The sequence below is a fragment of the Pseudomonas sp. CFBP 13602 genome (assembly GCF_014842725.1).
Classification (GTDB): domain Bacteria; phylum Pseudomonadota; class Gammaproteobacteria; order Pseudomonadales; family Pseudomonadaceae; genus Aquipseudomonas; species Aquipseudomonas baltica.
Window position 1 is genome coordinate 1 of sequence record NZ_JACYVT010000012.1, and the last position, 25,470, is coordinate 25,470.

Consider the following 25,470-nt stretch of genomic DNA (forward strand, 5'->3'; position numbering starts at 1 on the left):
CTCGCTTCGATCACTCGTCAGCGGGAGGCGAATTCTACAGCGTTTCAAACCGCTGTCAACTGCCTTTTTCACCGCTTCCGACCTTGACGATCGAAACCCTTCCGAACCCTCTGAAACGGCCAACTCATTGATTAACAAGGAGTTTATCGTTTCCGCTGCGCCGGAAGTGGGGCGAATTATAGACACTTGAAGTTCGCCGTCAAGCCCTTGTTTCGGATTATTCGTTTTTTAGCGTAATGCGGGCAAAAGCCTTCTTCCCGGCCTGCACTATATGGGTCGCACCCAGTGTGAAGACGAATGCCCGATCTACCACGACGCCATCGACACGAACACTTCCGGCATTAAGTAGATCGCGAGCGCCCGCGGCGTTCTTGACCATCCCTGCTTTATTAAGGATAGCGGCAATGGGCATATCTTCAGCGCCTGCGATATCCATTTCCGGCAGATCCTCCGGCAACTCGCCCTCCTTCATGCGATTGCCCGCAGCCTTGTGCGCGCTTTGGGCGGCTTCCTCGCCATGGAATCGCGCGACGATTTCTTCGGCGAGCTTGATCTTGATGTCACGAGGATTGGCGCCGGCCTCCACGTCAGCCTTGAACGCTTCGATCTCGTCCATGCTGCGAAAGCTGAGCAGTTCGAAGTAACGCCACATCAACGCATCCGGAATGGAGACCAGCTTGCTGTACATGATGCCGGGCGCTTCCTGGATGCCGACGTAGTTACCCAGCGACTTGGACATCTTCTTCACGCCGTCCAGGCCTTCCAGCAACGGCAGGGTGACGATGCACTGAGCTTCCTGACCATAGGCGCGCTGCAACTCGCGCCCCATCAACAAGTTGAATTTCTGGTCGGTACCGCCCAGCTCGACGTCTGCGCGCAGGGCGACAGAGTCATAACCCTGAACCAGTGGATAGAGGAACTCGTGGATGGCGATCGGCTGGTTGCTGGTGTAGCGCTTGCTGAAGTCGTCACGCTCGAGCATGCGCGCCACGGTGTACTGCGAAGCCAGGCGAATGAAATCGGCCGGGCTGAGGACGTCCATCCAGGTGGAGTTGAACGCCACCTCGGTTTTGGCCGGGTCAAGGATCTTGAACACCTGGGCCTTGTAGGTTTCGGCATTCTCGAGCACCTGCTCACGGGTCAAGGGCGGGCGCGTGGCGCTCTTGCCACTGGGATCACCGATGGAGCCCGTGAAGTCACCTATAAGGAAGATGACCTGGTGACCCAGCTCCTGGAACTGCCGAAGCTTGTTGATCAGCACCGTGTGACCCAGGTGCAGATCCGGAGCGGTGGGGTCGAAGCCTGCCTTGATACGCAGCGGCTGACCGCGCTTGAGCTTCTCGACCAGTTCGGATTCGACAAGCACCTCTTCCGTGCCGCGCTTGATCAGCGCCAGCTGCTCTTCAACAGACTTCATATAGGTCCTACAACGCTCGGATTCAAAGGGCTCAACGATACAAGATCACGGGTCAAATACAAGGCGCGAGCACAGATGTGACTCATTGGCGCCAAGCAAACGTCTGCGAGCTTGCTTTAGAGGGGTTTTGGTTATATTTTATACAGTTATTTCATCTTCATCATGTCATTCATCTCATCTTTCCATCTTCAAAAGTCAAAAAATCACCTATGACCAAGCAACCGCCTAAAGCGCCGCCGCTTTATCCGAAGAGCCACCTTGTGGCTGCCAGCGGCATAGCCGCCCTCCTCAGCCTTGCCTTGCTGGTATTCCCCTCCAGTGATGTGGAAGCAAAGCGCACCATCATGAGCCTGGAAATGCCGGCTCCCGCAGAACAGCTCAAGGACGCCGAACAGGACACTCCGGTAGCCCCGATCGCCGAGCAGGCTGCTCCCGCGCCATTTGCCCAGATCGAACCCTCTGCCGCGACAGACACCGAGCAGGCTGCACAGCCAGCTGCGCCGGCTACTCCTCAGGTAGCTGCGAGCAAGGAAGCGACTGTCGCCAAGGACGTCGCAGCGGTCAAGAAAGAGCCTTCGCACCGTCAAGTCGTTGTGGCCAAGGGCGACACGCTCTCCACGCTGTTCGAAAAGGTTGGCCTGCCAGCTTCCACCGCCGCCCAAGTGGTAGGCACTGACAAGAAGGCCAAGCAGTTCACCCAGCTCAAGCGTGGGCAACTGCTGGAGTTCGAGCTGTCGCCTGAAGGCGATCTGCTCGGCCTGCACAGCAAACTCAGCGAGCTGGACACCATCCGCCTGACCAAGGCCGGCAATGGTTTCGCATTCGAGCGTGAAACCAGCAAGCCAGTGACGCGCGAAGCCTATGCGCACGGAGTCATCAAGAACTCCCTGTCGCAATCTGCGGCGCGCGCGGGTCTGTCCCACAGCCAGACCATGGACATGGCCAGCATTTTCGGCTACGACGTGGACTTCGCTCAGGATATTCGCCAGGGCGATGAGTTCGATATCGTCTACGAGCAGCGTGTGCTCAACGGCAAGGTGATCGGCACTGGCGGCATCCTGGCCGCGCGCTTTACCAACCGCGGCAAGACCTATACCGCAGTCCGGTACACCAACAAGCAAGGCAACAGCAACTACTACACCGCCGATGGCAACAGCATGCGCAAGGCGTTCATTCGTACCCCGGTGGACTTCGCCCGCATCAGCTCGCGCTTCTCGATGGGCCGCAAGCATCCGATCCTGAACAAGATCCGCGCGCATAAGGGCGTCGACTACGCAGCGCCGCGGGGCACGCCGATCAAGGCTGCCGGCGACGGCAAGGTGACACTGGCCGGCCGCCGCGGTGGCTACGGCAATACTGTGATCATCCAGCACGGCAATAGCTACACCACGCTGTACGGGCATATGCAGGGCTTTGCCAAGGGCATCAAGACCGGCGGCAGCGTCAAGCAAGGCCAGGTCATCGGCTACATCGGCACCACCGGTTTGTCCACGGGCCCGCACTTGCACTACGAGTTCCAGGTCAATGGTGTCCATGTTGACCCACTGGGCCAGAAGCTGCCGATGGCCGACCCGATTGCCAAGGCCGAAAAACAGCGTTTCAACCAGCTGAGCCAGCCGTTGATGGCGAAGATGGACGCCGAGCGGACGACGCTGTTGGCGAGCAAGCGCTGAGTCATGACTTACTACCTGGGGGTAATGTCCGGCACCAGCCTGGACGGGCTGGACATTGCCCTGATCGAGCAGGACCGCTCGACTCGGCTGGTCGCGACGCACTATGTGCCCATGCCCGAAGCACTGCGCCAGCAACTGCTGGAACTGTGCGCCAGCGGTCCGGATGAGATAGCCCGGGCCGCTCTGGCGGAAAACCAGTGGGTCGCGTTGGCGGCTAATGGCATATCGGCCTTGCTCACCGCACAGCAACTGGCCCCTGCAGACATCCGTGCCATCGGCAGCCACGGCCAGACCGTTCGCCACGAGCCTGCCCGTGGCTTCACCGTGCAGATTGGCAACCCTGCCCTGCTGGCAGAACTGACCCAGATCACCGTGGTAGGCGATTTTCGCCGCCGCGATGTCGCAGCCGGTGGTCAAGGTGCTCCCCTGGTGCCGGCTTTCCACGAGGCCCTGTTCGGCGCCGAAGGCGAGGCGCGTGCGGTGCTCAACGTGGGTGGTTTCAGCAACCTCAGCCTGATTGGCGGGAATACGCCGGTCAGCGGTTTCGATTGCGGACCTGGCAATGTGCTGATGGATGCCTGGATTCAGCTCAAGCGCGGCCTGGACTATGACCAGGGTGGCGCCTGGGCAGCAACCGGCACGCTACAGCCGCATTTGCTCGGCGCGCTGCTGGGCGACCCGTTCTTCGCTGGCAGCGGACCGAAAAGCACGGGCCGCGAGGTGTTCAATCTGGGGTGGCTGCAGCGACACCTGGAGGCGCGGCCCGCGCTCGCCGATGCCGACGTTCAGGCAACGCTTCTCGAGCTGACCGCGCAGAGTACCGTACAGTCGCTGCGTGTCGCCCAGCCGACCACCCATGCGCTGCTGGTCTGTGGCGGCGGCGCGCACAACCAGACGCTGATGACGCGCCTGCAAGCCTTGTTGCCAGACACTCAGGTGGCCAGTACGGCGAAAGCCGGTGTCGACCCGGACTGGGTCGAGGCAATGGCGTTCGCCTGGCTGGCCGATTGCTGCCTGCAGGGCATAGCCGCCAATCGGCCGAGCGTGACTGGCGCACGCGGCCTGCGAGTACTGGGCGCTATATACCCGGCTTGAAGCCTGACGCCTGAAACGAAAACGCCGCGCAGATGCGCGGCGTTTTTGTTGGCGCTGGATCAGATCGAGAAGGACTGACCGCAACCGCAAGTGGTGCTGGCGTTCGGGTTGTTGATGACGAACCGCGAACCTTCCAGACCTTCCTGGTAATCCACCTGCGCGCCGGCCAGGTACTGGAAGCTCATGGGATCGACCACCAGGCTGACGCCTTCGCGCTCGACGATGGTGTCGTCTTCGGCAACGTCTTCATCGAAGGTGAAGCCATACTGGAAGCCCGAGCAGCCGCCACCGGTGACGAAGACGCGCAGCTTGAGGCGATCATTACCCTCTTCGTCGACCAGGTTCTTGACCTTGATGGCGGCCCCTTGGGTGAATTGCAATGCCATGGGGGTAAAGGATTCGACGCTCATGTAGAAGTTCTCCCGGCGTACGCCGTCATAATGCTCAATGGCGGCATTATCCGCTTCTCCTACGAAAATGGTCAAGAATTAGCCAGTGGCAAACGCAAAGAGGCCCGCAAGCGGGCCTCTGGAAACCGCTGCGGCAAGCGTCAGGGCAGCATGCCGGCGTGAGACAGACCGAAGCGCTCGTCCAGGCCGAACAGGATGTTCATGTTCTGTACGGCCTGGCCCGACGCCCCCTTGACCAGGTTGTCGATGACCGAAAGCACGACGACCAGATCACCGTCCTGTGGGCGATGCACGGCGATCCGGCAGACATTGGCGCCGCGTACGCTGCGGGTCTCGGGGTGGCTGCCGGCCGGCATGACATCGACGAACGGCTCGTCGGCATAACGCGCCTCGTACAACGCCTGCAGATCGACCGATTTGTCGACGACGGTGGCGTACAGCGTGGAGTGAATGCCACGGATCATTGGAGTGAGATGGGGAACGAAGGTCAGGCCCACTTCGCCGCCAGCCGCGCGACGCAGGCCCTGGGTTATTTCAGGCAGATGGCGATGCCCCTTGACTGCGTAGGCCTTCATGCTTTCACCCGCCTCGCAGAACAACGAGCCTACGCTGGCGCCACGACCCGCGCCGCTGACACCCGACTTGCAGTCGGCGATCAGACGCGTGTTGTCGGCCAGGCCGGCCTCGAGCAGCGGCAGGAAACCCAACTGGGTGGCCGTGGGATAGCAACCCGGCACGGCGATCAGACGCGCCTGACGGATCTGCTCGCGGTTGACCTCGGGCAAGCCGTAGACAGCGTCGACCAGCAGCTCGGGTGCACCATGGGGCTGGCCGTACCATTTGGCCCATTCATCGGCATCCTGCAGACGGAAGTCGGCGGACAGGTCGATGATCTTGGTTCCCGCCGCGAGCAGCTCACCGGCCAGGGCATGGGCGACGCCATGGGGCGTGGCGAAGAACACCACGTCGCAAGCACCCAACGTCTTGATGTCAGGGACGCTGAACGCCAGGCCGTCGTAGTGGCCTCGCAGGTTGGGGTACAGGTCGGCAACGGGCAGGCCAGCCTCGGATCGGGAGGTAATGACCTCTACCTGCGCCTGCGGATGCTGCGCCAGCAGACGCAGTAGTTCGACCCCGGTATAACCCGTGCCGCCGACGATACCGACCTTGACCATAAAATGCCCTCTTCACGATGCGACTGGAAAGCCTTCGATGATAGGGGGCCTGCGTCTGTGTAACAACCGTTGAGATGACGTGAGCGCTGGCAGACTCTACTATCGACGCTACCGTGAACCTGGGAATAACTGGAAATGCTTTATCTATGGATCAAGGCCCTGCACATCGTCAGCGTTGTCTGCTGGTTTGCCGGGTTGTTCTACCTGCCGCGCCTGTTCGTCTACCACGCCCAGAGCGAGGACACCGTCAGCCGCGAACGCTTCGCCGTCATGGAGCGCAAGCTGTACCGCGGGATCATGACGCCGGCGATGATCGCCACGTTCATCTTCGGCATCTGGCTGATCGCGCTGTCGCCGGGCTGGATGAGCCAGGGGTGGATGCATGCCAAGCTGACCCTGGTCATCTTGTTGACCGGCTATCACCACGTATGCGGCGCGCAGATGAAGCGTTTCGCGCGGGGCGAAAACAAGCGTAGCCATGTGTTTTTCCGCTGGTTCAACGAAATTCCGGTGCTGGTGCTGCTGGCCGTGGTGATTCTGGTGGTGGTCAAGCCATTCTGATCCTGCGCACAAGCAACGCGCTCAAAGCCGGTGCGCCCTGTAGACTGTCCATATGAAATCGCGCCAGCTTGCCTGGCGCGGGTATGGAGAATTCGATGACCCGTTATGCCATGATCACAGGCGCGTCGGCAGGCCTGGGCCTGGCCATGGCCGAAGCCCTGGCCAGGCGCGGACGCAGCCTGCTGCTGGTGGCGCGCCACCGTGACCCGCTGGAAATCATTGCCGCTGAACTGACCCAGCGCTTTGGTGTGGAAGTACTGTTTCGTGCCTGTGACCTCGGCGAGCCATTGCGGCTATCCGGCTTCCTGCTGGAGCTCGAGGAAAGCGAACGTCAGATCGACCTGCTGGTGAACTGTGCCGCCGTGCGCTCCCATGGGCACTTTCTTGCCCAGGACTGGAGCCAGGAACAGGACCTGATCGAACTGAACATTCTGGCCCTGACCCGCCTCTGCCATGCCCTGGGCAACGCCATGGCCGTGCAGGGCGGTGGGCAGATTCTCAATGTAGCCTCGCTGGCCGCGTTTCAACCCGGCCCATGGATGAGCAGCTATGCGGCCAGCAAGGCCTATGTCCTGCATTTTTCCGAAGGGTTGCGCGAGGAACTCAAGCAGACCGGGGTGAGGGTCTCGGTGCTGTGTCCGGGCCCCGTACGCGCAAGCCAACGGCGAATTCCGCGCCTGGCGGGCAGCTCGCTGGTGCTGGACGCCGAGCAGGTCGCCTTGCAGACCGTGCGCGCGCTCGCCCGCGATCGCGCGGTGATCGTACCCGGACGGCGCAATGGCTGGCTGGCAAGGGCTCCACGCCTGTTCCCGCGCTGGCTGACGCGGAGATTGGCCGGGTGGATCAACAAGGCCTATGCCCCGCATTGAAGCAGGCAACACTGGGCGCTGGACGCAAGCCTCAGTACACTGACCCTTCGACCGCCATGGAGATGCATTGTGGATACTCTGTTTACCAAGATCATCAACCGGGAGATTCCGGCCAGGATCATCTACGAGGACGACCAGGTGTTGGCCTTCCACGATATTGCGCCCCAGGCTCCGGTGCATTTCCTGGTCATCCCGAAAAAGGCCATTCGTACGCTCAACGACCTGACCGAAGACGACAAGGGCCTGGCAGGACACATTCTGTTCACCGCCCAGCGCCTGGCCAAGGAGCTGGGTTGCGAAGAAGGTTTCCGGGTGGTGATGAACTGCAACGAACTGGGCGGTCAGACCGTCTACCACATACACATGCATGTGCTGGGGCAGCGCCAGATGAACTGGCCGCCCGGCTGACCGGCATTCATTCGAGCCGCAGCCCAGTGCTGCGCGCTCGTGCGCCAACATGCAGGCAAGATTTCAACGGAGGTGCCCATGGCTACCCAGCGTCACTACTCGCCGATTGACCGATTGTTGCTGCAGGCCGACACGGCCATGCGCACCCTGCTGCCGTTCAGCGGCCATCCGTCGCGACCGTCGCCGGCCGTCGTCCAGCCCGAGGTGACGATGGACAAGCAACAGAGCCGGCACGTGGCCGGACTGATGCGCATCAATCACACCGGTGAGGTCTGCGCACAGGCACTGTACCAAGGCCAGGCACTGACCGCGAAGCTGCCCCAGGTGCGCAAGGCCATGGAGCATGCAGCAGAAGAGGAAGTGGATCACCTGGCCTGGTGCGAGCAGCGCATTCGTCAATTGGGCAGCCATACCAGTGTGCTCAATCCGCTGTTCTATGGGATGTCGTTCGGTATCGGTGCAGCCGCAGGGATTATCAGTGACCGTGTGAGCCTGGGCTTCGTGGCAGCCACCGAGCACCAGGTGGTCAAGCACCTCGACGAGCATCTGCTGCAACTGCCTGCCGAGGACGTGAAATCGCGGGCGATCCTGGCGCAGATGCGCAGTGATGAGCAGGCCCACGCCGAATCGGCGCTCGACGCCGGCGGAGCCAGGTTTCCGGCACCGATACGCTTTGGCATGAGTTTGCTGGCCAAGGTCATGACCAAGAGCACCTATCGCATCTGAATGCGTGTGAGGCATGCAGAAAGGGCGCTCGGTGAGCGCCCTTTTTCATTCATCCCAGCTCGACGATCTCGTAGTCATGGGTGATCTCGACGCCGGCGCGTCCCAGCATGATGGATGCCGAGCAGTACTTCTCTGCCGAGAGTTCCACCGCACGCTTGACCTGGGCCTCTTTCAAGCCGCGGCCCTTGACCACGAAATGCAGGTGGATCTTGGTGAAGACCTTGGGGTCTTCGCTGGCGCGTTCGGCTTCCAGAAAGGCCTCGCAGCTTTCGATGGGTTGCCGCGATTTCTTGAGGATGCTGACCACGTCATAGTTGCTGCAGCCGCCCAGGCCCAGGAGCAACATTTCCATGGGGCGCACGCCCAGGTTGCGACCGCCGCTTTCGGGAGGCCCGTCCATGACCACGACATGGCCGCTGCCTGACTCGCCCAGAAACATGGCCTCGCCGGCCCATTGAATACGCGCCTTCATCTTTCCGGACTCCCGTGTTCATAAAGCGGGTGAGCTTAACACAGCGCAGTTGTAACGATTGATGAGGCAGGATCGGCCGAACCGCCTGCCTCCCCGTCTAAATGGCGTGTGACTCTAGAGTGTGTCTGATAAGCTGACGCCAATGTACTGGCGTATCGCCGTGATTCATGCAGATAGATTGCCCTTTCCGGAACCAAGTCATGACCGCTGCCGCGCACAAGATCAAGAACCTCGAGAAGCTGCTCGCACACGGTCAGCGTTATCGGTTCGCCGCCAAGACCACCTTGATCGCCGCAGGTGCGCGTGACGACTCGCTTTCGTTGATTCTCAAAGGTTCGGCGACGGTGGTGATCGAGGCGGAGGAAGGTCGGGAGCTGGTGATTGCCTACCTCAACGTTGGCGATTTCTTCGGCGAGCTGGGCCTGTTTCAGACTGCAAGCGGCACACAGGCACACAACGCATGGGTACGCGCCAAGACCGAATGCGAAGTGGTGCAGATCAGCTATGCCGCGTTTCGCGAATTGGCCCAGCAGGAGCCGGAGATGCTCTACGCGGTGGGTGGACAGATGGCGCAACGTCTGCGCGACACCACGCGCAAGGTCGGCGACCTGGCGTTCTTCGATGTCACCGGACGGGTTGCCCGCTGCCTGCTCGACCTGTGCAAGCAGCCCGACGCCATGACCCACCCCGATGGCATGCAGATCAAGATCACCCGGCAGGAAATCGGGCGTATCGTGGGTTGTTCACGGGAGATGGTCGGTCGCGTGCTCAAGGATCTTGAAGAGCGCAGCGTGGTCCATGTCAAAGGCAAGACCATGGTGGTGTTCGGCACGCGCTGAGCGCAAGGCAGCCTCCACGCTCGGGCAGCGTTCAAGCCAGCGCCGACAGCATCCGCGTATAGACGGCGTGCAGCTCGTCGATCAGGTCAGGGGCGGGATGACGCTCATGCAGCGCGATATGGCTGTCGGCCTTGACCCGCTGTTCCAGACCACATTGCCGATTGAACAGATTGACCGCTGCTGCCATGGATTCACGCTCGTCATCCATCAGCATCGCCCCGTGCACCAACACCACCGGACGTGTGCTGCTCAAGCCCTGGCGCCAACGCTGCGCCGTGCCGACCCATTTGCGGCCGTCGAGATTGACGTTGAAACGGCCATCGCAAAAAGCCCCTTCTATTTCACCCAACGACGCACTGCCACCCAGTCGTTCGAGGGCATCGAGCAACGGCTGGCACAGGCGGCGGTAAGCCGTTTCGATACGATGCTGATCGCCTTCAGGCTGCGGAGCCACATACACCAACGCGACGTTGATGGTGGATGACGACTGCGGCACCGGTTCGCCGCCGGTTTCGCGCAGCAGCACCGGCCAGCCGCTGGCGGCCGAGGCGAGGCTGGCCTCCTGGAAACCATCGAGGCGGCTCATGCGTCGTGGCATCACCAGCGTGCGATCCGTCGGGCACCAGAACAGCAACCCCCAGGCTTGCTCGCCTTTGCAGACAGCGCCGAGCAGATCCTGCTCGGCGCGCAAACCCTGTTCCGTAGGCAAATGCACAAGCATTGACTGAGACTCATGAGGTGAAGGCCAAGGCGGCCATTGGATCAGGGGAAGAACAACCGCTGCAGCTCCAGGCCTGGATCTTCGGCGCGCATGAATGCTTCGCCGACCAGGAAGGAATAGACCCCGTTGATTTCCATCAACTGGACATCGGCGCGGTTGAAAATTCCGCTCTCGGTGATCACCAGGCGATCACGTGGAATGCGTGGAAGCAGATCCAGGGTGGTTTCCAGGCTGACGTCGAAGGTGTGCAGGTTGCGGTTGTTGACCCCGACCAGCGGCGTGTCCAGGGTGTTCAGCGCGCGCTCCAGCTCATCGCCGTCGTGCACTTCGACCAGTACGTCGAGGCCGAGCCCTTTGGCCACTGCGGCAAGTTCAGCCATTTGCGCATCCTGCAGTGCCGAGACGATCAGCAGGATACAGTCGGCGCCCAGTGCCCGTGCCTCGATCACCTGATAGGGATCGATCATGAAGTCCTTGCGGATCACCGGCAGCTGGCAGGCGCCGCGTGCCTGTTGCAAGTACAGGTCGGCGCCCTGGAAAAAGTCGATGTCGGTCAGCACCGACAGGCAGGTAGCCCCGCCCTTCTCGTAGCTGCGGGCGATGTCGGCCGGAACGAAGTGTTCGCGGATGACGCCCTTGCTTGGCGAAGCTTTCTTGACCTCGGCGATCACGGCTGGCCGCTTCGAAGCAGCCTGGGTGATCAAGGCCTGGGCAAACCCGCGCGGCGCGTCGGCCGCGGCGGCAAGACGCTCAAGCTCGGCGAGGCTGACTCGCGCGCGCCGCTCGGCCACTTCCTGCGTCTTGCGCGCCAGTATGTTTTCCAGCACGGTGGGCACGCTCATGCTTCGTTCTCCTGCTTGAATACCGCGGTAAAGGCACCCAGTTCTTCGAGCTTTTCGCGGGCCAGCCCGGTATGCAATGCATCGTGAGCCATGGCCACGCCCTCTTTCAGGCTGCTCGCTACATCGGCAGCGTACAGTGCGGCGCCGGCGTTGAGCACGATCATTTCGGCCGCTTTCTCGCCCTGCTCGGTCTTGCGCCGACCCAAGGCGTCGCGGATCAATTCGAGCGAGGCTGCCGGGCTGTCGACCACCAGGCCATGCAAGCTCTGGCTCTTGATGCCGAAGTCTTCGGGCTCGACCCAATATTCGCTGACCTCGCCATTCTTGAGCTCGGCAACGAAGGTCGGCGCGGCAAGGCTGAATTCGTCCAGGCCATCGCGCGAATGCACCACCAGTACATGCTTGCTGCCCAGGCGCGCGAGCACTTCGGCCAGCGGTCGGCACAAGGCCTGGGTGAACACACCCACCACCTGATGCTTGACGCCGGCCGGGTTGGTCAGCGGGCCGAGCATGTTGAACAGGGTCCGCAGGCCCAGGTCGCGGCGCGGGATGGCCGCGTGCTTCATGGCACTGTGATGGGCCTGGGCGAACATGAAGCCGATGCCGACGCTGTCGATGCAGCGGGCGACCTGCTGTGCGTCCAGGTTGAGGTAGACGCCGGCAGCTTCGAGCAGGTCGGCGCTGCCGCTCTTGCCGGACACCGCGCGGTTGCCATGCTTGGCCACCGTGCAGCCGGCTGCCGCGACGACCAATGCCGAGGCGGTGGACACGTTGAAGATGTTGGCGCCGTCGCCACCGGTGCCGACGATGTCGACCACTTTGTCCAGGGTTCGCAGTTCGACCTTGCTGGCGAGTTCGCGCATTGCCGTCACGGCGCCGACGATCTCGTCGATGGTTTCGCTTTTCATGCGCATGCCCATCATGAAGGCGCCGATCTGCGCTTCGCTGCACTGGCCGGTCATGATGTCGAGCATCACCGCGCGCATTTCCTCGGTGGTGAGGTCCAGCTGGCTGACGATACGGGTCAGCGCGCTCTTGATATCCATGGGTATTCCTTAGCCCTGGCGGCTGCCGCCGGTCTGCTTGAGAAAGTTGGCGAACAGCTCGTGGCCTTGCTCGGTCAGGATCGATTCGGGGTGGAACTGCACGCCTTCGACATTCAGAGTCTTATGCCGCAGGCCCATGATTTCGTCCACCGTGCCGTCTTCGTGGGTCGTCCAGGCCGTGAGCTCCAGGCACTCGGGCAAGGTCTGCGCCTTCACCACCAAAGAATGGTAGCGGGTGACCGTCAGCGGATGGTTGAGACCTTCGAACACGCCCAGGTCGGTGTGGGTGATCGGGCTGGTCTTGCCGTGCATGACCTGACGGGCGCGTACCACGTCGCCGCCGAAAGCCTGGCCGATGGACTGGTGGCCCAGACAGACGCCGAGGATCGGCAGCTTGCCGGCAAAATGCCGGATCACGTCGAGGGAAACACCGGCTTCGTTGGGGGTGCAGGGACCGGGCGACACGACGATGCGCTCAGGTGCCAAGGCTTCGATCTGGGCGATGCTGAGTTCATCGTTGCGGATGACTTTGACGTCGGCGCCCAGTTCGCCCAGGTACTGCACGACGTTGTAGGTAAAGGAGTCGTAATTGTCGATCATGAGCAACATGGTGCTTAACCTCTCGAATCTGCTGACGGACCACCGGCTCGCTGGAACCGGTGGACACTGGCTTGCCGGGTCCGGAATCAGTCTGGCGACTGCTCGGCCAGGGCCACGGCCTTGAACATGGCGCGACGCTTGTTCAGCGTCTCTTCCCATTCCAGCGCAGGCACCGAGTCGGCGACGATGCCGCCGCCGGCCTGCACGTGCAGCTCGCCGTTCTTGATGACCGCGGTACGAATGGCGATCGCGGTGTCCATGTTGCCGTTCCAGGCGAAGTAGCCGACCGCGCCGCCGTAGACACCGCGCTTGACCGGCTCCAGCTCGTCGATGATTTCCATGGCGCGGATCTTCGGCGCGCCGGACAAGGTGCCGGCCGGCAGAATGGCGCGCAGGGCGTCCATCGCGGTCAGGCCCTGCTTGAGGTGGCCGGTCACGTTGGACACGATGTGCATCACGTTGGAGTAACGCTCGATGACCATCTTTTCGGTCAGCTTCACCGAGCCGACTTCCGATACCCGGCCCACGTCGTTGCGGCCCAGGTCGATCAACATCAAGTGCTCGGCGATCTCCTTGTCGTCGGACAGCAGGTCGACTTCAAGCGCATGGTCGGCTTCCTCGGTAGCACCGCGTGGGCGCGTGCCGGCAATCGGGCGTACGGTGATCAGGTCGTCCTCGACACGCACCAGCACTTCGGGTGAGCTGCCGACCACATGGAAGTCGCCGAAATTGAAAAAGTACATGTAGGGCGTTGGGTTGAAGCAGCGCAGTGCGCGGTACAGGTCGATCGGCGCGGCCTTGAAGTCGATGGACATGCGCTGCGACGGCACCACCTGCATGACGTCGCCCGCCAGGATGTACTCCTTGATGGTGTCGACGGCGCCTTCGTAGTCGGACTGGGTAAAGCTTGAGCGAAACACCGGGTCACTGGCCTGCGGGCGGTTGAAATCCAGACCGCGGCGCGGAACGATGGGCTGGCGCAGTCGCTCCATCAAGGTTTCCAGCTGGCTGCGGGCCTGTTCGTAGGCGTCGGCCTGGGCCGGATCGGCGAGGACGATGGCGTGCATCTTGCCCGCCAGGTTGTCGAACACCACCACCGCGTCGGACACCATCAGCAGGATGTCCGGAACCCCCAGCGGATCGGGGTTGGGGCACGGGCCCAGGCGTTTTTCAACGTAGCGCACGCAGTCGTAGCCGAAGTAACCGACCAGGCCACCGTTGAAGCGTGGCAGACCGGCAATGCTCGGCACGTTGTAGCGTGCCTTGAAAGCTTCGACGAAGGCCAACGGGTCTTCGACTTCGCACGCTTCGATCTCGACGCCGTCGCAGGTCACGCTGGCGTGGTAGCCATGGACGCGCAGGACGGTGCGGCACGGCAGGCCGATGATCGAGTAACGGCCCCACTTCTCGCCGCCCTGCACCGATTCCAGCAGGTAGGAATTGGGCTGGTCGGCCAGCTTCAGGTAGATGGACAGGGGGGTGTCGAAGTCGGCCAGGGTTTCGTGGGCCATCGGAATGCGGTTGTAGCCTTCGGCAGCCAGGCGCAGGAAGTCTTCGCGGGTCATGATTCAGCCTCGTGATGGAGGGGTCGAACGGTCTGTGGGCAAACGTTGGAACGGAAAAGTCAGGCGCGCCAACGCCAGCGGGCCAGGGCCTTGATGACTTTCATCCAGAGTTTGCGAGTGACCACCACGATGGAATCTCTATGAGCGGGGGAGTTGCCGTTGGCCAACGTTATCCCAGTGGCCGGATCGAAGCAACCAGGCATCAGCGCGCGCAGATCGTCGATCACCAGCGCCGGTGATTCCTCGGCGATCGGACGCCCGTGATTGTAGCCGTAGCTGAGCGCAATACAGGTCACGCCGGCAGCCTTGGCCGCCTGCACGTCGCTGCGTGAATCGCCGACGAACAAGGAATGCTGCGCCTTGACCTTGGCCATTTTCATGACGAAAAACAGGGCAGCCGGATCGGGCTTCTGCTGGGGCAGCGTGTCGCCGCCAATGATCCACTTGAAATAGCGGCCCAGGCCCATCTGGTCCAGCAAGGGGGCGACGAAGCGCTCCGGCTTGTTGGTGATCAGCGCCATCTTCACGCGTTTCTTGTGCAGCCATTTCAGTGTTTCGTGCACGCCTGGGTAGACCTGGGTCAAGGCATGGCTGGACGCATAGGCCGCCGAAAAAAGCTCGAGGGCGTGCGCGGTTTCCGCCTCGCCCACGTGCTGGTGCTCGAGGCCACCCGCGAGCGCCCGGCGAACCAGCACGCGGGCACCGTTGCCAACCCATTCGCGGACAGCTTCGAGCCCCGCCGGCGCGCGCCCCAGCTGGGCCAGCATGGTGTCGACGGCGGCGGCCAGATCGGGTACGGAGTCCACCAGCGTGCCGTCCAGGTCGAACATCACCAGCCGTGGCAGGCCGCCGGGAAACAGCCGCTCCATGGCACTCATGAACGGGCCAGCGTCAATTCCGTGCGCATTTGCTCGATCACATGGCGGTAGTCCGGCGCGTTGAAGATGGCCGAGCCGGCAACGAAAGTGTCGGCCCCGGCGGCGGCGATCTCGCGGATGTTGGCGACGTTGACGCCACCGTCGATCTCCAGGCGGATATCGCGGCCGCTGGCGTCGATCAGGGCGCGGGCTTCGCGCAGCTTGTTCAGCGTACCGGGAATGAACTTCTGGCCGCCGAAGCCGGGGTTGACGCTCATCAGGAGGATCATGTCGACCTTGTCCATGACGTATTCGAGCAGGTTCAGCGGTGTGGCCGGGTTGAATACCAGACCAGCCTTGCAGCCGCCCTCGCGGATCAATTGCAGCGAGCGGTCGATGTGCTGGGTCGCCTCGGGGTGGAAGGTGATGTAGCTGGCACCTGCCTCGATGAAGTCGCCGATGATGCGGTCGACCGGGCTGACCATCAGGTGCACATCGATGGGCGCGCTGACGCCGTATTTGCGCAGCGCCGCACACACCATCGGGCCGATGGTGAGGTTGGGGACATAGTGGTTGTCCATCACGTCGAAGTGGACGATATCGGCGCCAGCGGCGAGTACGTTATCGACTTCTTCGCCCAGGCGGGCGAAGTCCGCGGAGAGGATGGACGGGGCAATTGCGAAGGGCTGCATGGCGCACCTATTCAGGCTGGAATCACGGTGGCGCGCATTGTAGCTCAGGCGGCATGAGCGGGCGAATTGCGCTGGAGCAGATCAGGATTCGCTGTGGTTTGTCAGGGACACCAGGGTGAGCCTTTCGCGGCCGATGACCGCTCCTACGGAGGCCTTTACCGGGCTGGACGACATCGCATGGTCTTTGTCCGGTTGTCGTAGGAGCGGTCTGTGGCCGCGAAAAGGACGACGCGGTTTGCCTGGGACAACGGGGTGGGCCTTTCGCGGCCGATGACCGCTCCTACGGGATGTGAGGAGTGCTCATCGGGTGCGTTAATGGACGGCGGCGGTGCGCAGCTTTTCGCCGCGGCCGCGCAGCCATTCCAGTACCAGCAGCAGCAACACCGAGAAGACGATCAGCAGGGTGGCCGCGGCGGCGATGGTCGGGCTGAGGTTCTCGCGGATGCCGCTGAACATCTGCCGAGGCAAGGTGGCCTGCTCCGGCCCGGCCAGGAACAGGGTCACCACCACTTCATCGAACGAGGTGGCGAAGGCGAACAGCGCGCCGGAAATCACCCCCGGTGCAATCAGCGGCAGGGTCACCCGACGGAACGTGGTCAGCGGCGAAGCGCCAAGGCTGGCCGCCGCCCGTACCAGGTTGTGGTTGAAACCCTGCAACGTCGCCGACACCGTGATGATCACGAACGGTACACCCAGCACCGCGTGCACCACGATCAGCGAGAGAAAGCTGTTGCCCATCCCCAGCGGCGCGAAGAACAGATAACTGGCCACGCCGATGATCACCACCGGTACCACCATCGGCGAAATGACCAAGGCCATCACCAGGGACTTGCCAGGGAAGTCGCCGCGGGTCAGACCGATTGCTGCCAGGGTACCGAAGATCATCGCGACGACCGTGGCGGCCGGGGCGATGATCACGCTGTTGCGCAGCGCGCGCATCCACTCTGCCGAACCGAAGAAATCCTGGTACCAGTGCAGCGAAAAGCCCTGCAGGGGATACACCAGAAAGCTGCCGGAGTTGAACGACAGCGGAATGATCACCAGTACCGGCAGGATCAGGAACAGCAGAATCAAACCGCACAGGATGCGCAGGGTGTAGAACCACAGGCGTTCGATGGGCGACAGGTAAGGGCTCGTCATGTCAGTGTTCCTCAGCTCAGGCGCAGGCGGCTGGCGCCGACCAGCCAGCTATAGATCAGGTACAACACCACGGTGGCCAGAAGCAGCAGGCCGCCCAGCGCGGTCGCCATTCCCCAGTTGATGCTGGTGTTGGTGTAGAAGGCCACGAAGTAGCTGACCATCTGGTCGTTGGGGCTGCCCAGCAGCGCCGGAGTGATGTAATAGCCGATGGCCAGGATGAACACCAGCAGGCAGCCGGCGCCAACCCCGGCGTAGGTCTGCGGGAAGTACACCCGCCAGAAGCTGGCGAACGGATGGCAACCCAGGGAAATGGCCGCACGCATGTAAGTGGGCGAGATGCCTTTCATCACGCTGTAGATGGGCAGGATCATGAACGGCAGCAGGATGTGCACCATGGAGATGTAGACCCCGGCGCGGTTGAACACCAGCTCCAGCGGTTTATCAATGATGCCCATGGCCATCAGTGCGCTGTTGATCAGACCGCCCGATTGCAGCAGCACGATCCAGGCGGCGACACGCACCAGGATGGACGTCCAGAAGGGCAGCAGCACCAGGATCATCAGCAGATTGCTCTGCCGGGTCGGCAGGTTGGCCAGCAGATAGGCCAGGGGATAGGCCAGCGCCAGGCAGATGGCGGTAATCACCAGCCCCATCCAGAACGTGCGGGCGAAGATGTCCAGGTAGATGGCCTGGTCCGCCGTGGCAGGCGCCACCTCGCCGAGGTCGTCGATGCGGTGATCGACCGCCGCCAGCAGGTAGAACGGCGTGAGGGTACTGGTGTTGCGGCGGATCGCCTGCCAGTAGGCCGGGTCACCCCAGCGCTCGTCGAGTGCCTGCAGCGCCTCTTTGTAGGAGGCCGGTTCGGTCTTGAACGGCAGGGCACGAGCGGTTTTCGCCAGCAGGCTGCGGTAGCCGGCCAGCTCCATGTTCAGACGCTTGGACAGATCGCCCAGGCTTTGATTCTTGCGCGATTCGGCGAGGTCCTCGGCCAGTGACCGGTACACCGGTTCGTCGGGCAGGCCCTTCCCGTCCCACGCGGTCACGGCCGCCACGGTGCGCGGCATGCCTTCGACCACTTCGGGGTTGCCGACGCTTTTGTACAGGAGCGCGGCGATGGGCACCAGAAACACCAGCAGCAGGAACAGCACCAGCGGCGCAATCAACGCCTGGGCTTTCCAGCGGTTGCGCCGTTCGGCCCGGGACAGCCGCTGTTTCAAGGTGAGGCTGGCGTCCTGTTTGAGAGGCACTGCGACGGCCATGGTCAACTCCGCGAATCATTCAGGTCTAAAAAGGCGCGCCCGGCAGGCGCGCCCATGACAGCGTTGCCGCGACGCGTGTTACTTGGCAGCCCAGGCATTGAAGCGCTGTTCCAGTTGCTCGCCGTTGTCGGCCCAGAAGCTCACGTCGATCTGCACCTGATTGACGATGTTTTCCGGCGTGGTCGGCATGTCCTTGAGAATGTCCTTGTTCAGCAGCGGCACGGCCTGGGTATTGGCAGGGCCGTAGGCGATGTTTTCCGAGTAGGTTTTCTGCTGCTGCGGCGCGACCGACCAGGCGATGAATTTCTTGGCGGCTTCGACATTGTTCGCCCCCTTGGGAATGGCCCAGGCATCGAAGTCGTAGATGCCGCCGTTCCAGACCACTTTCAGGTTGCTCTCTTTCTGCACGGCCGCGATGCGCCCGTTGTAGGCCGAGCTCATGACCACGTCGCCGGAGGCCAGGTACTGCGGCGGCTGGGCACCGGCCTCCCACCACTGGATGCTGGGCTTGAGTTCATCGAGTTTCTTGAAGGCGCGGTCCTGGCCGGCCTTGGTGGCGAGCACCGAATACACGTCCTTGGGCGCTACGCCGTCGGCCATCAGGGCGAATTCCAGGGTGTACTTGGCACCCTTGCGCAAGCCACGCTTGCCCGGGAATTCCTTGGTGTTCCAGAAATCGGTCCAACCGGTGGGCGCAGTCTTGAGTTTGTCGGCGTTGTAGGCCAGCACTGTGGACCAGACGAAGAAACCTACACCGCAGGGCTGGATGGCACCCTTGACGAAGTCTTCCTGCTTGCCGAACAGCGCCGGATCGAGCTCTTCGAACATGCCCTCGTCGCAGCCGCGGGACAGCTCGGGCGATTCCACCTCCACCAGGTCCCAGGACACGCTCTTGGTATCGACCATGGCCTTGACCTTGGCCATCTCGCCGTTGTACTCACCGGCGACGATCTTGCCGGAGCCGGCCTTTTCCCACGGTTCGTAGAACGCCTTGACCTGCGCGGCCTTGTTGGCCCCGCCGAAAGACACCACGGTCAGGTCGGTAGCGGCCAACGCCTGGCCGGCGCAGAACAGGCCGAGCGTCAGCCCGGTCAATTTCAAGTGCTTGAGCATTTAATCGTCTCTCCAAGTGCAGGTGGGTCAAGCGCGGGGCGATGGTTCGCCTCTGATCGTTTTGGTACGGTTGCAGCGACTTCAGCGGTGAAGCCCTCATTGATCCAACAGCGGGTCCAGCGCGCGGGCGTGTTCCAATGGCCAGCCCAAGGGCACCACGTCGCCCACGGCCAATGCGGGGTCGAGCTGGGCGATGGGCTGCTTGACGAAGAAATCGGTCTTGCCGCACACCTCCAGGCGCACCCGTACGTGATCGCCCAGGTAGATGAATTCGGCGACTCGCCCCGAGAAGCGGTTGATGCACTCGCCGCTGTGGCCGTTCAGGCGAACCCGTTCGGGCCGAATCGACAGGGTCACCGGTGCGCCTATCTGGCCGACATTGATCGCCAGCGCCTCGATTTTTTCACCCCGTGGCAGTTCGACGATGCAGCGCTCGCCCTCGCGGCTGAGCAGACGTCCGTTGATGCGGTTGTTTTCGCCGATGAAGTTGGCGACGAAGGTGTTCTTCGGCTCCTCGTAGAGGGCACGGGGTGGGGCGATCTGCTGGATCTCGCCCTGATGGAACACGGCCACGCGGTCGGACATGGTCAGCGCCTCGCCCTGATCGTGGGTCACGTACACCACGGTGACGCCCAGGCGCTGGTGCAGGTGCTTGATCTCCATCTGCATGTGCTCGCGCAGCTGTTTGTCCAGGGCACCCAGCGGTTCGTCCATGAGCACCAGTTGCGGCTCGAAAACCAAGGCGCGGGCCAGGGCCACACGCTGTTGCTGTCCGCCGGACAGCTGCGCCGGATAGCGGTGGGCAAAGGCATCGAGCTGGACCATGCCGAGCACCCGCTTGACCCGCTCGCTGATGTCGGTCTTGCTCAGGCCGCGCACGGACAGGGGGAAGGCCAGGTTTTCCGCCACGGTCATGTGCGGAAACAGGGCGTAGTTCTGGAACACCATGCCGATGTCACGCTTGTGCGGCGGCACGTGGTTGATCGAGCGTCCGGACAGCTGGATTTCCCCCGCCGTGGGGGTTTCGAAGCCTGCCAGCATCATCAGGCTGGTGGTCTTGCCGGAGCCGGAGGGGCCGAGGAGCGTAAGGAACTCGCCCTTGCGGATGTCCAGATTGAGGTCCTTGACGATGAGGTTTTCACCGTCATAGCTTTTCTGCACGCCACGGAAGCTGACCAGTATCTCGTCCGTACTTGCGCTTGCCTCGCTCATACCCACACCTTTGTTGAATGACTGCCGTGGGGTCAAGCCTAGAGAAGGCCGCAACCCTTGCAAATCGGGGGCTGGGAGAGATTGCCATGGGGTAGTTGGAAGATTCGGGGTAGGGATTGCCCTACAGGCATGTCGCCCCTGAGCATGGGCGAGAAGTGCCAGAGCGGCTGCGTGGCAGAACCCCGGGTGCCACTGTCGTTTTCAGACCAGCTTGTGCTCCATCGCGTACTTCACCAGGTCGGCCAGCGACGCCACATTGAGCTTGTGCATCAGGCGCGCCTTGTGGGTGCTGATGGTTTTGCTGCTCAGGGCCAACTGCTGGGCAATGTCGTTGACGTTGGCGCCGCGAGCCAGGCGTTCGAACACCGAGAACTCGCGCTCCGACAGCAGGGCATGCCGCGGCCGGGCATCGGTGAGCCCGACCTCGAAGACCATGCGGTCGGCCAGGGCCGGGTCGATGTAGCGCCCGCCCGCGGCGACTCGGCGGATAGCGGTCAGCAGCAGCGCCGGGTCGCTGTCCTTGGTGGCATAACCTGCCGCGCCGACTTTCAATGCACGCGCGGCCATCTGCGCCTCGTCGTGCATGGACAACACCAGAATGGCCGGCGGATGAGGCAGCGCGCGGATCCGCGGAATGGCCTCCAGCCCATTGACGCCCGGCATGGAGATGTCCAGCAGGACCACGTCGCAAGGGGTGACGCGCAAGATCTCGAGCAACTGCTCGCCATTGCCGGCCTCCCCTGCCACCACCAAGTCCTTGGCCAGGGCGATCAATTGCTTGATGCCTTCACGCACGATGGTGTGGTCTTCGGCCACCAGCACTCGGATCAACGGGTCACCCTCCAGCAATCAATTCAACGGTGCGCTCAGTTCAACGGCACGGTGACCGTCAGGGCAGTGCCCTCCCCCAGCTGGCTGCTCAGTTCAAGCCGGCCACCGAGCATCAGTACGCGCTCGCGCATGCCTACCAGGCCGAACGACAGCGAGCTCACTTCGGCAGGTTCGAAGCCGCAGCCATCGTCGGTGATCGACAGACGCAGGTCGTTGCCTTCCTGGCTGAGCTCGATTTGCACAGTATGCGCCTGGGCGTGGCGAATGACATTGGTCAGCGCCTCTTGCAGAAGGCGAAAGAGGCCCACGGCCTTGGCGTCGTCCAGAGGCGGCAACTGTTCCGGAACGCTGACCAGGCAGGGAATCTGGGTGCGCTCCTCGAAGCGATGCGCCTGCCACTCGATGGCTGAGGCAATACCGGCATCCAGTATCGGCGGGCGCAAGGCGGTGGCCACGTCGCGCACCTGCTGGAACAGCTGGGCAATCAAGCGCTTCATGCTGTTGAGGCGTTCCTGAAGCCCGCTATCGAGGTCGGCGTAGGCCAGTTCGCACATCGAGGTTTCCAGTTTCAGTACCGTGAGGATCTGCCCCAGTTCGTCGTGCACTTCTCGGGCAATGCGCGCCTTTTCTTCCTCGCGCACGGTTTCCAGGTGCGCCGACAGCTCGCGCAGTTGCGCCTCGCTGTGCTGCAGGGCAGCCAGCGCCCGCCGCCGCTCGGTCACATCGGTGAGGTAGACCACCAAATACTCGGCTTCGCGAAAGCGCAGGAAGCTCAGCGAGACATCGGTGGGCAGGACGCTGCCGTCGGCGCGTACGCAGTGGGTTTCGAAGGTTTGCGCAGTGTGTTCGCTGGCCCTGGCCAGCCGCCACAGGTTCAGCCAGCGGTCCATGCTCAGGCCCGGTTCGAAGTCGGCCAGGGGCTTGTCCACCACCGCGCCGGTGCCGTAGCCGAGCATGCGCTCGGCAGCGCGGTTGGCGTAGCGCACATGGCTGTCCCAGTTCACCCAGAGTATGCCGACCGTGCTCTGTTCGATGGAGAACTGGTTGACCCGCAGGGCTTCCTCGCTCGCCGCGCGCAGGGCAATGTCTTCCCGAGCCGCCAGCAGTTGCCGTTCCAGCGCGTGGACCTGGCGGCGCTGCCAGACCAGCAGTGCGATGATGGCCACGGCGATCAGCACCAGCAGCAGGCACAGGTTCTGCCAGAACCCTCGGGATTCGCTCAGGCGCGGGTACTGTGGCTGCAACCACCGCTCGTGCAGCCGCTCCAGGTCCTTGGCGGGCAGGGACTCCAAGGCCACGGTGACGATATGCGCCAACTGCGGCCAGTCGCGCCGCGTCGCCACCCGCAGCAACTGTGGATAACCTATGTCGCCGACCACCACCAGCTCGTCGAACTCGGCCTCGCGGGACAGCCGGCCCAACTGCGCCTCGTCCACCACCGCATAACGTGCCTGCTGGCTGAGCAGCAATTGCAGGGCCTGCCGTTCCAGCGGCACACCTTGCAGATTGAGGTGGCTGTAGGTGTTGCGCAAATAGTCGGCCACTGCGCCCGGCATGCGCACGGCGACGCGGTCGCTGGGGGAAAGCTTTTCGAGATCGATGGCGACTTCGCCATTGCGCTCGCCCACCAGCAACTGCGGCACGCGCAGGTAGGGATCGGAGAACTGCCACAGTTTCAACCCGGCAGGGGTTTGCGCAAGACCGGGCGCCAGGTCCACCTCGCCTGCGCGCAAACCCTGTTCCAGCGCCGGCTGGTCGGCGTAGTTGCGCCAGATCAGCTCCACCTGCATGGCCTTGGCCAGCCAGTTCATCAGGTCGACGTTGACGCCGGACAACTGGCCCAGGCGACGGTCCAGTTGCGCATAGGGTTGCTGCAGTACCAGCCCGACGCGCAAGGTGCGATGCTCATCCAGCCACTGGATCTGCGCAGCGTCGAGCGGCAGCTTCACGGCGGGCACGGCGGCGGCGCCATGAACGAGCAACGGCAGGCACAATCCGCCCAGCAGTGAAAGGCGACGCAGCAGTGGGTACATATCGGTATGAACGACCTTTGCGTGGATGGCACTAAGCTATAGGCTTTGAATATCGACCGGTGTCGGGATTATCCGCGAGAAAAGGATCGCCTGTCAGGTTGCATCGATGGCAGCATGCACTCGGCCCGGTATCGAACAAGCGAGTCATTCATTTGGGCGGGAAGTACCGATGAAAGTTGTTCAGTTGAGAGCCGTTTGCCTGGCATTGCTGGTGCCCCTGCACGGTGTTGCAGTGGCCCAAGAGGCCGCGCCAGCCAAGGAGACGGCCGAAGTCCGCCAGCCTCTGGCGGAGCGCAGCGTCGAGGATGCCCAGGCACTGGAACGTCAGTTGCCCGCCAGCGAGCAGCAACAATTGCAGGCCGGCAGCGACGAGTTCCTGTCGTTGTGGCGTCCGGCCAATACCGCCGATGCGCAGGGTACGGTGATCATCGTGCCAGGGGCCGGGGAAACGGCGGACTGGCCTCAGGGCGTGGGGCCGTTGCGGCGCAAGTTGCCGGATGCGGCGTTCAACACCCTGAGCCTGAGCCTGCCGGACCTGGTCAGCCAGATGCCTTCGGCCAGGCCAAACGAGAAACCGCCATTGCCGGTGACCACCGACACCCAGGCGACGCCACCGGACGCCGGCGCCGGGGTGGAAAAAGCCACGGCTCAGGACGCCGATACGGCCAGCACCGAGGTGCAGCTGCAAGACCCGATGCAGGTGGATGCCGAGCGGATCTTTGCCCGCATCGAAGCCGGCATCGCTTTCGCCCAGCAACACAACTCACGCAGGATCGTGCTCTTGGGGCATGGCAGCGGCGCTTACTGGGCGACCCGCTACATGGCCGAACGGCAGCCGGCGCACGTGCAGAAGCTGGTGTTGGTGGATACCCGCACACCGGGCAATGCGCCGCAGCAGATCGACGAACTGGCCGCGCTGCTCAAGGTGCCCACCACTGATGTCTACTACAGCGATCGTCAAGCAGCGGCTGACGCCGCGCAACGGCGTTTGCAGGCCAGCAAGCGGCAGAAAGGGGCGGTGTACTCGCAGGTTTCGCTCAGGTCGCTGCCGGACAAGGCCGCGCAGGCCGAGCAGCTGTTCCGGCGGGTCAAGGGTGCCTTGAATGCGCAGTAAGCCACTGCGCGGTTGATGCCACGCCTGCGCATCAGCGCAGGTCCAGGCGCTCGCGGATCAGGCTGTAGGCGTTGTGCAGTTCGCGCGTACGGTCGGTGGCCTCGCGAATCTGCGCCGGTGTGGCACCACCGCCCACCAGTTTGTCGGGATGGTGGCGGCTGAGCAGACGCCGATACGCACGCTTGATCTGGTCGGGCTCGGTGGTCGACGAAACCCCCAACAGGCGCAGTGCTTCTTCGAAGGCGCCGCCTCGCTTGGTCACCGGTCTGTGGCGCGGCTCGTAATCCTGCCCCAGCCCCTGCACCCGTGCCGAGGACCAGCCCAGCCACTTGCCCCAGCTGACTACCAGTTCGCGCTCGGCGGTACCGGCCTGGCCATCGGCCCAGACCATCCGCCAGCAGGCACGCAGCATGCCTTCGGCGGAGTTGGGTTGGTGCTTGAGAAGCAGCAGGTGACTGCGCAGCTGATCGCCTCCCGTCTTGCCGCGATTGAACGCAACGATGGCCCGTTTTCGCGCCTGCTCGTTGAGGTTCAAAGAGCGCATTTCCCGACGCGCCTGCTGGATATGCACCGCCAGCACCTGGCCTTCGGCCTTGGCCACTCGCCCCAGCAGGACGAACAGCAGTTGCTCGTCACGCAGCACCGATTTGCCCTTGAGCCTATCTACCAATTCACTCCAGGTCTGCAACCTGAGGTGTCGATCCAGCGCCTGGCCGAGCACTATGCCCAGCAGCGCCCCTGGAATGCTGGCGAGGGCATAACCTGCCGCCGCGCCGACTACCGTTCCGGGCCACAACATA

General features: G+C 62.9%; 27 protein-coding genes. 9 read left to right on the forward strand and 18 right to left on the reverse strand.

Translation table 11 applies throughout. The annotated features are described in order from the left end of the window. The coding region (locus tag IFU31_RS21625) for a hypothetical protein (RefSeq protein ID WP_206759191.1) at positions 1-190 on the forward strand (190 nt) is incomplete at its 5' end. A 27-nt stretch (positions 191-217) separates the two neighbouring features. Here the strand turns inward: IFU31_RS21625 and tyrS are convergent. Next, positions 218-1,417 (reverse strand): tyrosine--tRNA ligase, encoded by a 1,200-nt coding sequence (gene tyrS, locus IFU31_RS20585; protein ID WP_192056420.1) that lies wholly within the window; start codon positions 1,415-1,417, stop codon positions 218-220. A 209-nt stretch (positions 1,418-1,626) separates the two neighbouring features. On the opposite strand from tyrS, the gene IFU31_RS20590 reads away from it, so the two are divergent. Together IFU31_RS20590 and IFU31_RS20595 are read left to right on the forward strand one after the other, a co-directional pair. Further along, entirely contained in the window at positions 1,627-3,090 is a 1,464-nt protein-coding gene (locus IFU31_RS20590) for a peptidoglycan DD-metalloendopeptidase family protein (RefSeq protein ID WP_192104442.1), read from the forward strand. Positions 3,091-3,093: 3 nt separating this feature from the next. Then, complete coding sequence (locus IFU31_RS20595; RefSeq protein ID WP_192104444.1) at positions 3,094-4,185, forward strand: anhydro-N-acetylmuramic acid kinase; 1,092 nt, start codon at positions 3,094-3,096, stop codon at positions 4,183-4,185. Positions 4,186-4,244: 59 nt separating this feature from the next. On the opposite strand, the gene erpA is transcribed toward IFU31_RS20595, so the two are convergent. Both erpA and argC read right to left on the reverse strand, forming a co-directional pair. Then, a complete protein-coding gene (erpA, locus tag IFU31_RS20600) occupies positions 4,245-4,595 on the reverse strand; it encodes an iron-sulfur cluster insertion protein ErpA (protein ID WP_122477191.1) in 351 nt (116 codons plus the stop codon). Between the two features lie 140 nt (positions 4,596-4,735). After that, a complete protein-coding gene (argC, locus tag IFU31_RS20605; RefSeq protein ID WP_192060016.1) occupies positions 4,736-5,770 on the reverse strand; it encodes an N-acetyl-gamma-glutamyl-phosphate reductase in 1,035 nt (344 codons plus the stop codon). Positions 5,771-5,905: 135 nt separating this feature from the next. Between argC and hemJ the strand changes: the two genes are divergently transcribed. The 4 genes from hemJ (at position 5,906) to coq7 (ending at position 8,334) form a co-directional block, all read left to right on the forward strand. Beyond that, a complete protein-coding gene (hemJ, locus tag IFU31_RS20610) occupies positions 5,906-6,331 on the forward strand; it encodes a protoporphyrinogen oxidase HemJ (RefSeq protein WP_122477187.1) in 426 nt (141 codons plus the stop codon). 95 nt (positions 6,332-6,426) lie between these two features. Further along, entirely contained in the window at positions 6,427-7,200 is a 774-nt protein-coding gene (locus tag IFU31_RS20615) for an SDR family NAD(P)-dependent oxidoreductase (protein ID WP_192056428.1), read from the forward strand. 69 nt (positions 7,201-7,269) lie between these two features. Beyond that, complete coding sequence (locus IFU31_RS20620; RefSeq protein ID WP_043192498.1) at positions 7,270-7,608, forward strand: histidine triad nucleotide-binding protein; 339 nt, start codon at positions 7,270-7,272, stop codon at positions 7,606-7,608. A 78-nt stretch (positions 7,609-7,686) separates the two neighbouring features. Further along, the gene (gene coq7 / locus IFU31_RS20625; RefSeq protein ID WP_122714957.1) at positions 7,687-8,334 is read left to right on the forward strand and encodes a 2-polyprenyl-3-methyl-6-methoxy-1,4-benzoquinone monooxygenase; all 648 of its coding nucleotides are present in this window, start codon (positions 7,687-7,689) and stop codon (positions 8,332-8,334) included. Positions 8,335-8,383: 49 nt separating this feature from the next. Here coq7 and IFU31_RS20630 read toward each other — a convergent pair whose 3' ends face one another. After that, on the reverse strand, positions 8,384-8,806 hold the full coding sequence (locus IFU31_RS20630) for an OsmC family protein (protein WP_122477181.1): 423 nt from the start codon (positions 8,804-8,806) through the stop codon (positions 8,384-8,386). A 200-nt stretch (positions 8,807-9,006) separates the two neighbouring features. On the opposite strand from IFU31_RS20630, the gene crp reads away from it, so the two are divergent. Further along, complete coding sequence (crp, locus tag IFU31_RS20635) at positions 9,007-9,645, forward strand: cAMP-activated global transcriptional regulator CRP (RefSeq protein WP_122714955.1); 639 nt, start codon at positions 9,007-9,009, stop codon at positions 9,643-9,645. Between the two features lie 31 nt (positions 9,646-9,676). Here the strand turns inward: crp and IFU31_RS20640 are convergent, their stop codons facing one another. The 13 genes from IFU31_RS20640 to IFU31_RS20700 form a co-directional block, all read right to left on the reverse strand. Continuing rightward, on the reverse strand, positions 9,677-10,366 hold the full coding sequence (locus IFU31_RS20640; RefSeq protein WP_192104446.1) for a lipoate--protein ligase family protein: 690 nt from the start codon (positions 10,364-10,366) through the stop codon (positions 9,677-9,679). A gap of 41 nt (positions 10,367-10,407) precedes the next feature. Further along, positions 10,408-11,208 (reverse strand): indole-3-glycerol phosphate synthase TrpC, encoded by an 801-nt coding sequence (trpC, locus tag IFU31_RS20645; RefSeq protein ID WP_192104448.1) that lies wholly within the window; start codon positions 11,206-11,208, stop codon positions 10,408-10,410. After that, positions 11,205-12,254, reverse strand: coding sequence for an anthranilate phosphoribosyltransferase (gene trpD, locus IFU31_RS20650; protein ID WP_192056434.1), 1,050 nt, complete (start codon positions 12,252-12,254; stop codon positions 11,205-11,207). The genes trpC and trpD overlap by 4 nt, the downstream gene beginning before the upstream one ends. 9 nt (positions 12,255-12,263) lie before the next feature. Continuing rightward, positions 12,264-12,863 carry an aminodeoxychorismate/anthranilate synthase component II gene (locus IFU31_RS20655; protein ID WP_122477174.1) on the reverse strand — a complete coding sequence of 200 codons (600 nt, stop codon included), beginning with the start codon at positions 12,861-12,863 and terminating at the stop codon, positions 12,264-12,266. A 77-nt stretch (positions 12,864-12,940) separates the two neighbouring features. Next, positions 12,941-14,419, reverse strand: a complete 1,479-nt coding sequence (gene trpE, locus IFU31_RS20660) for an anthranilate synthase component I (RefSeq protein ID WP_192104450.1) — start codon at positions 14,417-14,419, stop codon at positions 12,941-12,943. A 59-nt stretch (positions 14,420-14,478) separates the two neighbouring features. Next, complete coding sequence (locus tag IFU31_RS20665) at positions 14,479-15,297, reverse strand: phosphoglycolate phosphatase (RefSeq protein ID WP_185795321.1); 819 nt, start codon at positions 15,295-15,297, stop codon at positions 14,479-14,481. Further along, positions 15,294-15,968: a ribulose-phosphate 3-epimerase gene (gene rpe, locus IFU31_RS20670; protein WP_122477170.1), complete on the reverse strand. Its 675-nt coding sequence runs from the start codon at positions 15,966-15,968 to the stop codon at positions 15,294-15,296. Before rpe ends, IFU31_RS20665 begins: the two co-directional genes overlap by 4 nt. A gap of 312 nt (positions 15,969-16,280) precedes the next feature. Next, the gene (locus IFU31_RS20675; protein WP_122795540.1) at positions 16,281-17,108 is read right to left on the reverse strand and encodes an ABC transporter permease; all 828 of its coding nucleotides are present in this window, start codon (positions 17,106-17,108) and stop codon (positions 16,281-16,283) included. Between the two features lie 11 nt (positions 17,109-17,119). Then, positions 17,120-18,367, reverse strand: coding sequence for an ABC transporter permease (locus IFU31_RS20680; protein ID WP_192104452.1), 1,248 nt, complete (start codon positions 18,365-18,367; stop codon positions 17,120-17,122). Positions 18,368-18,445: 78 nt separating this feature from the next. Next, entirely contained in the window at positions 18,446-19,480 is a 1,035-nt protein-coding gene (locus IFU31_RS20685; RefSeq protein WP_192104454.1) for an ABC transporter substrate-binding protein, read from the reverse strand. Between the two features lie 96 nt (positions 19,481-19,576). Further along, the gene (locus tag IFU31_RS20690; protein ID WP_122477165.1) at positions 19,577-20,692 is read right to left on the reverse strand and encodes an ABC transporter ATP-binding protein; all 1,116 of its coding nucleotides are present in this window, start codon (positions 20,690-20,692) and stop codon (positions 19,577-19,579) included. Positions 20,693-20,893: 201 nt separating this feature from the next. After that, the gene (locus IFU31_RS20695; protein WP_185795322.1) at positions 20,894-21,523 is read right to left on the reverse strand and encodes a response regulator; all 630 of its coding nucleotides are present in this window, start codon (positions 21,521-21,523) and stop codon (positions 20,894-20,896) included. A gap of 35 nt (positions 21,524-21,558) precedes the next feature. Continuing rightward, on the reverse strand, positions 21,559-23,556 hold the full coding sequence (locus tag IFU31_RS20700; RefSeq protein ID WP_192104456.1) for a sensor histidine kinase: 1,998 nt from the start codon (positions 23,554-23,556) through the stop codon (positions 21,559-21,561). Between the two features lie 169 nt (positions 23,557-23,725). On the opposite strand from IFU31_RS20700, the gene IFU31_RS20705 reads away from it, so the two are divergent. Next, the gene (locus IFU31_RS20705; RefSeq protein WP_192104458.1) at positions 23,726-24,670 is read left to right on the forward strand and encodes an alpha/beta hydrolase family protein; all 945 of its coding nucleotides are present in this window, start codon (positions 23,726-23,728) and stop codon (positions 24,668-24,670) included. Positions 24,671-24,701: 31 nt separating this feature from the next. Here the strand turns inward: IFU31_RS20705 and IFU31_RS20710 are convergent, their stop codons facing one another. Next, a complete protein-coding gene (locus IFU31_RS20710; RefSeq protein WP_192104460.1) occupies positions 24,702-25,469 on the reverse strand; it encodes a DnaJ domain-containing protein in 768 nt (255 codons plus the stop codon). Between the last annotated feature and the right edge of the window lies 1 nt (position 25,470).

Coding starts and splice junctions, on each gene's coding strand:
- tyrS (WP_192056420.1), bottom strand. CDS start 1,417: ATGAAGTCTGTTGAAGAGCAGCTGGCGCTGATCAAGCGCGGCACGGAA.
- IFU31_RS20590 (WP_192104442.1), top strand. CDS start 1,627: ATGACCAAGCAACCGCCTAAAGCGCCGCCGCTTTATCCGAAGAGCCAC.
- IFU31_RS20595 (WP_192104444.1), top strand. CDS start 3,094: ATGACTTACTACCTGGGGGTAATGTCCGGCACCAGCCTGGACGGGCTG.
- erpA (WP_122477191.1), bottom strand. CDS start 4,595: ATGAGCGTCGAATCCTTTACCCCCATGGCATTGCAATTCACCCAAGGG.
- argC (WP_192060016.1), bottom strand. CDS start 5,770: ATGGTCAAGGTCGGTATCGTCGGCGGCACGGGTTATACCGGGGTCGAA.
- hemJ (WP_122477187.1), top strand. CDS start 5,906: ATGCTTTATCTATGGATCAAGGCCCTGCACATCGTCAGCGTTGTCTGC.
- IFU31_RS20615 (WP_192056428.1), top strand. CDS start 6,427: ATGACCCGTTATGCCATGATCACAGGCGCGTCGGCAGGCCTGGGCCTG.
- coq7 (WP_122714957.1), top strand. CDS start 7,687: ATGGCTACCCAGCGTCACTACTCGCCGATTGACCGATTGTTGCTGCAG.
- IFU31_RS20630 (WP_122477181.1), bottom strand. CDS start 8,806: ATGAAGGCGCGTATTCAATGGGCCGGCGAGGCCATGTTTCTGGGCGAG.
- crp (WP_122714955.1), top strand. CDS start 9,007: ATGACCGCTGCCGCGCACAAGATCAAGAACCTCGAGAAGCTGCTCGCA.
- IFU31_RS20640 (WP_192104446.1), bottom strand. CDS start 10,366: ATGCTTGTGCATTTGCCTACGGAACAGGGTTTGCGCGCCGAGCAGGAT.
- trpC (WP_192104448.1), bottom strand. CDS start 11,208: ATGAGCGTGCCCACCGTGCTGGAAAACATACTGGCGCGCAAGACGCAG.
- trpD (WP_192056434.1), bottom strand. CDS start 12,254: ATGGATATCAAGAGCGCGCTGACCCGTATCGTCAGCCAGCTGGACCTC.
- IFU31_RS20655 (WP_122477174.1), bottom strand. CDS start 12,863: ATGTTGCTCATGATCGACAATTACGACTCCTTTACCTACAACGTCGTG.
- trpE (WP_192104450.1), bottom strand. CDS start 14,419: ATGACCCGCGAAGACTTCCTGCGCCTGGCTGCCGAAGGCTACAACCGC.
- IFU31_RS20665 (WP_185795321.1), bottom strand. CDS start 15,297: ATGAGTGCCATGGAGCGGCTGTTTCCCGGCGGCCTGCCACGGCTGGTG.
- rpe (WP_122477170.1), bottom strand. CDS start 15,968: ATGCAGCCCTTCGCAATTGCCCCGTCCATCCTCTCCGCGGACTTCGCC.
- IFU31_RS20675 (WP_122795540.1), bottom strand. CDS start 17,108: ATGACGAGCCCTTACCTGTCGCCCATCGAACGCCTGTGGTTCTACACC.
- IFU31_RS20680 (WP_192104452.1), bottom strand. CDS start 18,367: ATGGCCGTCGCAGTGCCTCTCAAACAGGACGCCAGCCTCACCTTGAAA.
- IFU31_RS20685 (WP_192104454.1), bottom strand. CDS start 19,480: ATGCTCAAGCACTTGAAATTGACCGGGCTGACGCTCGGCCTGTTCTGC.
- IFU31_RS20690 (WP_122477165.1), bottom strand. CDS start 20,692: ATGAGCGAGGCAAGCGCAAGTACGGACGAGATACTGGTCAGCTTCCGT.
- IFU31_RS20700 (WP_192104456.1), bottom strand. CDS start 23,556: ATGTACCCACTGCTGCGTCGCCTTTCACTGCTGGGCGGATTGTGCCTG.
- IFU31_RS20705 (WP_192104458.1), top strand. CDS start 23,726: ATGAAAGTTGTTCAGTTGAGAGCCGTTTGCCTGGCATTGCTGGTGCCC.
- IFU31_RS20710 (WP_192104460.1), bottom strand. CDS start 25,469: ATGTTGTGGCCCGGAACGGTAGTCGGCGCGGCGGCAGGTTATGCCCTC.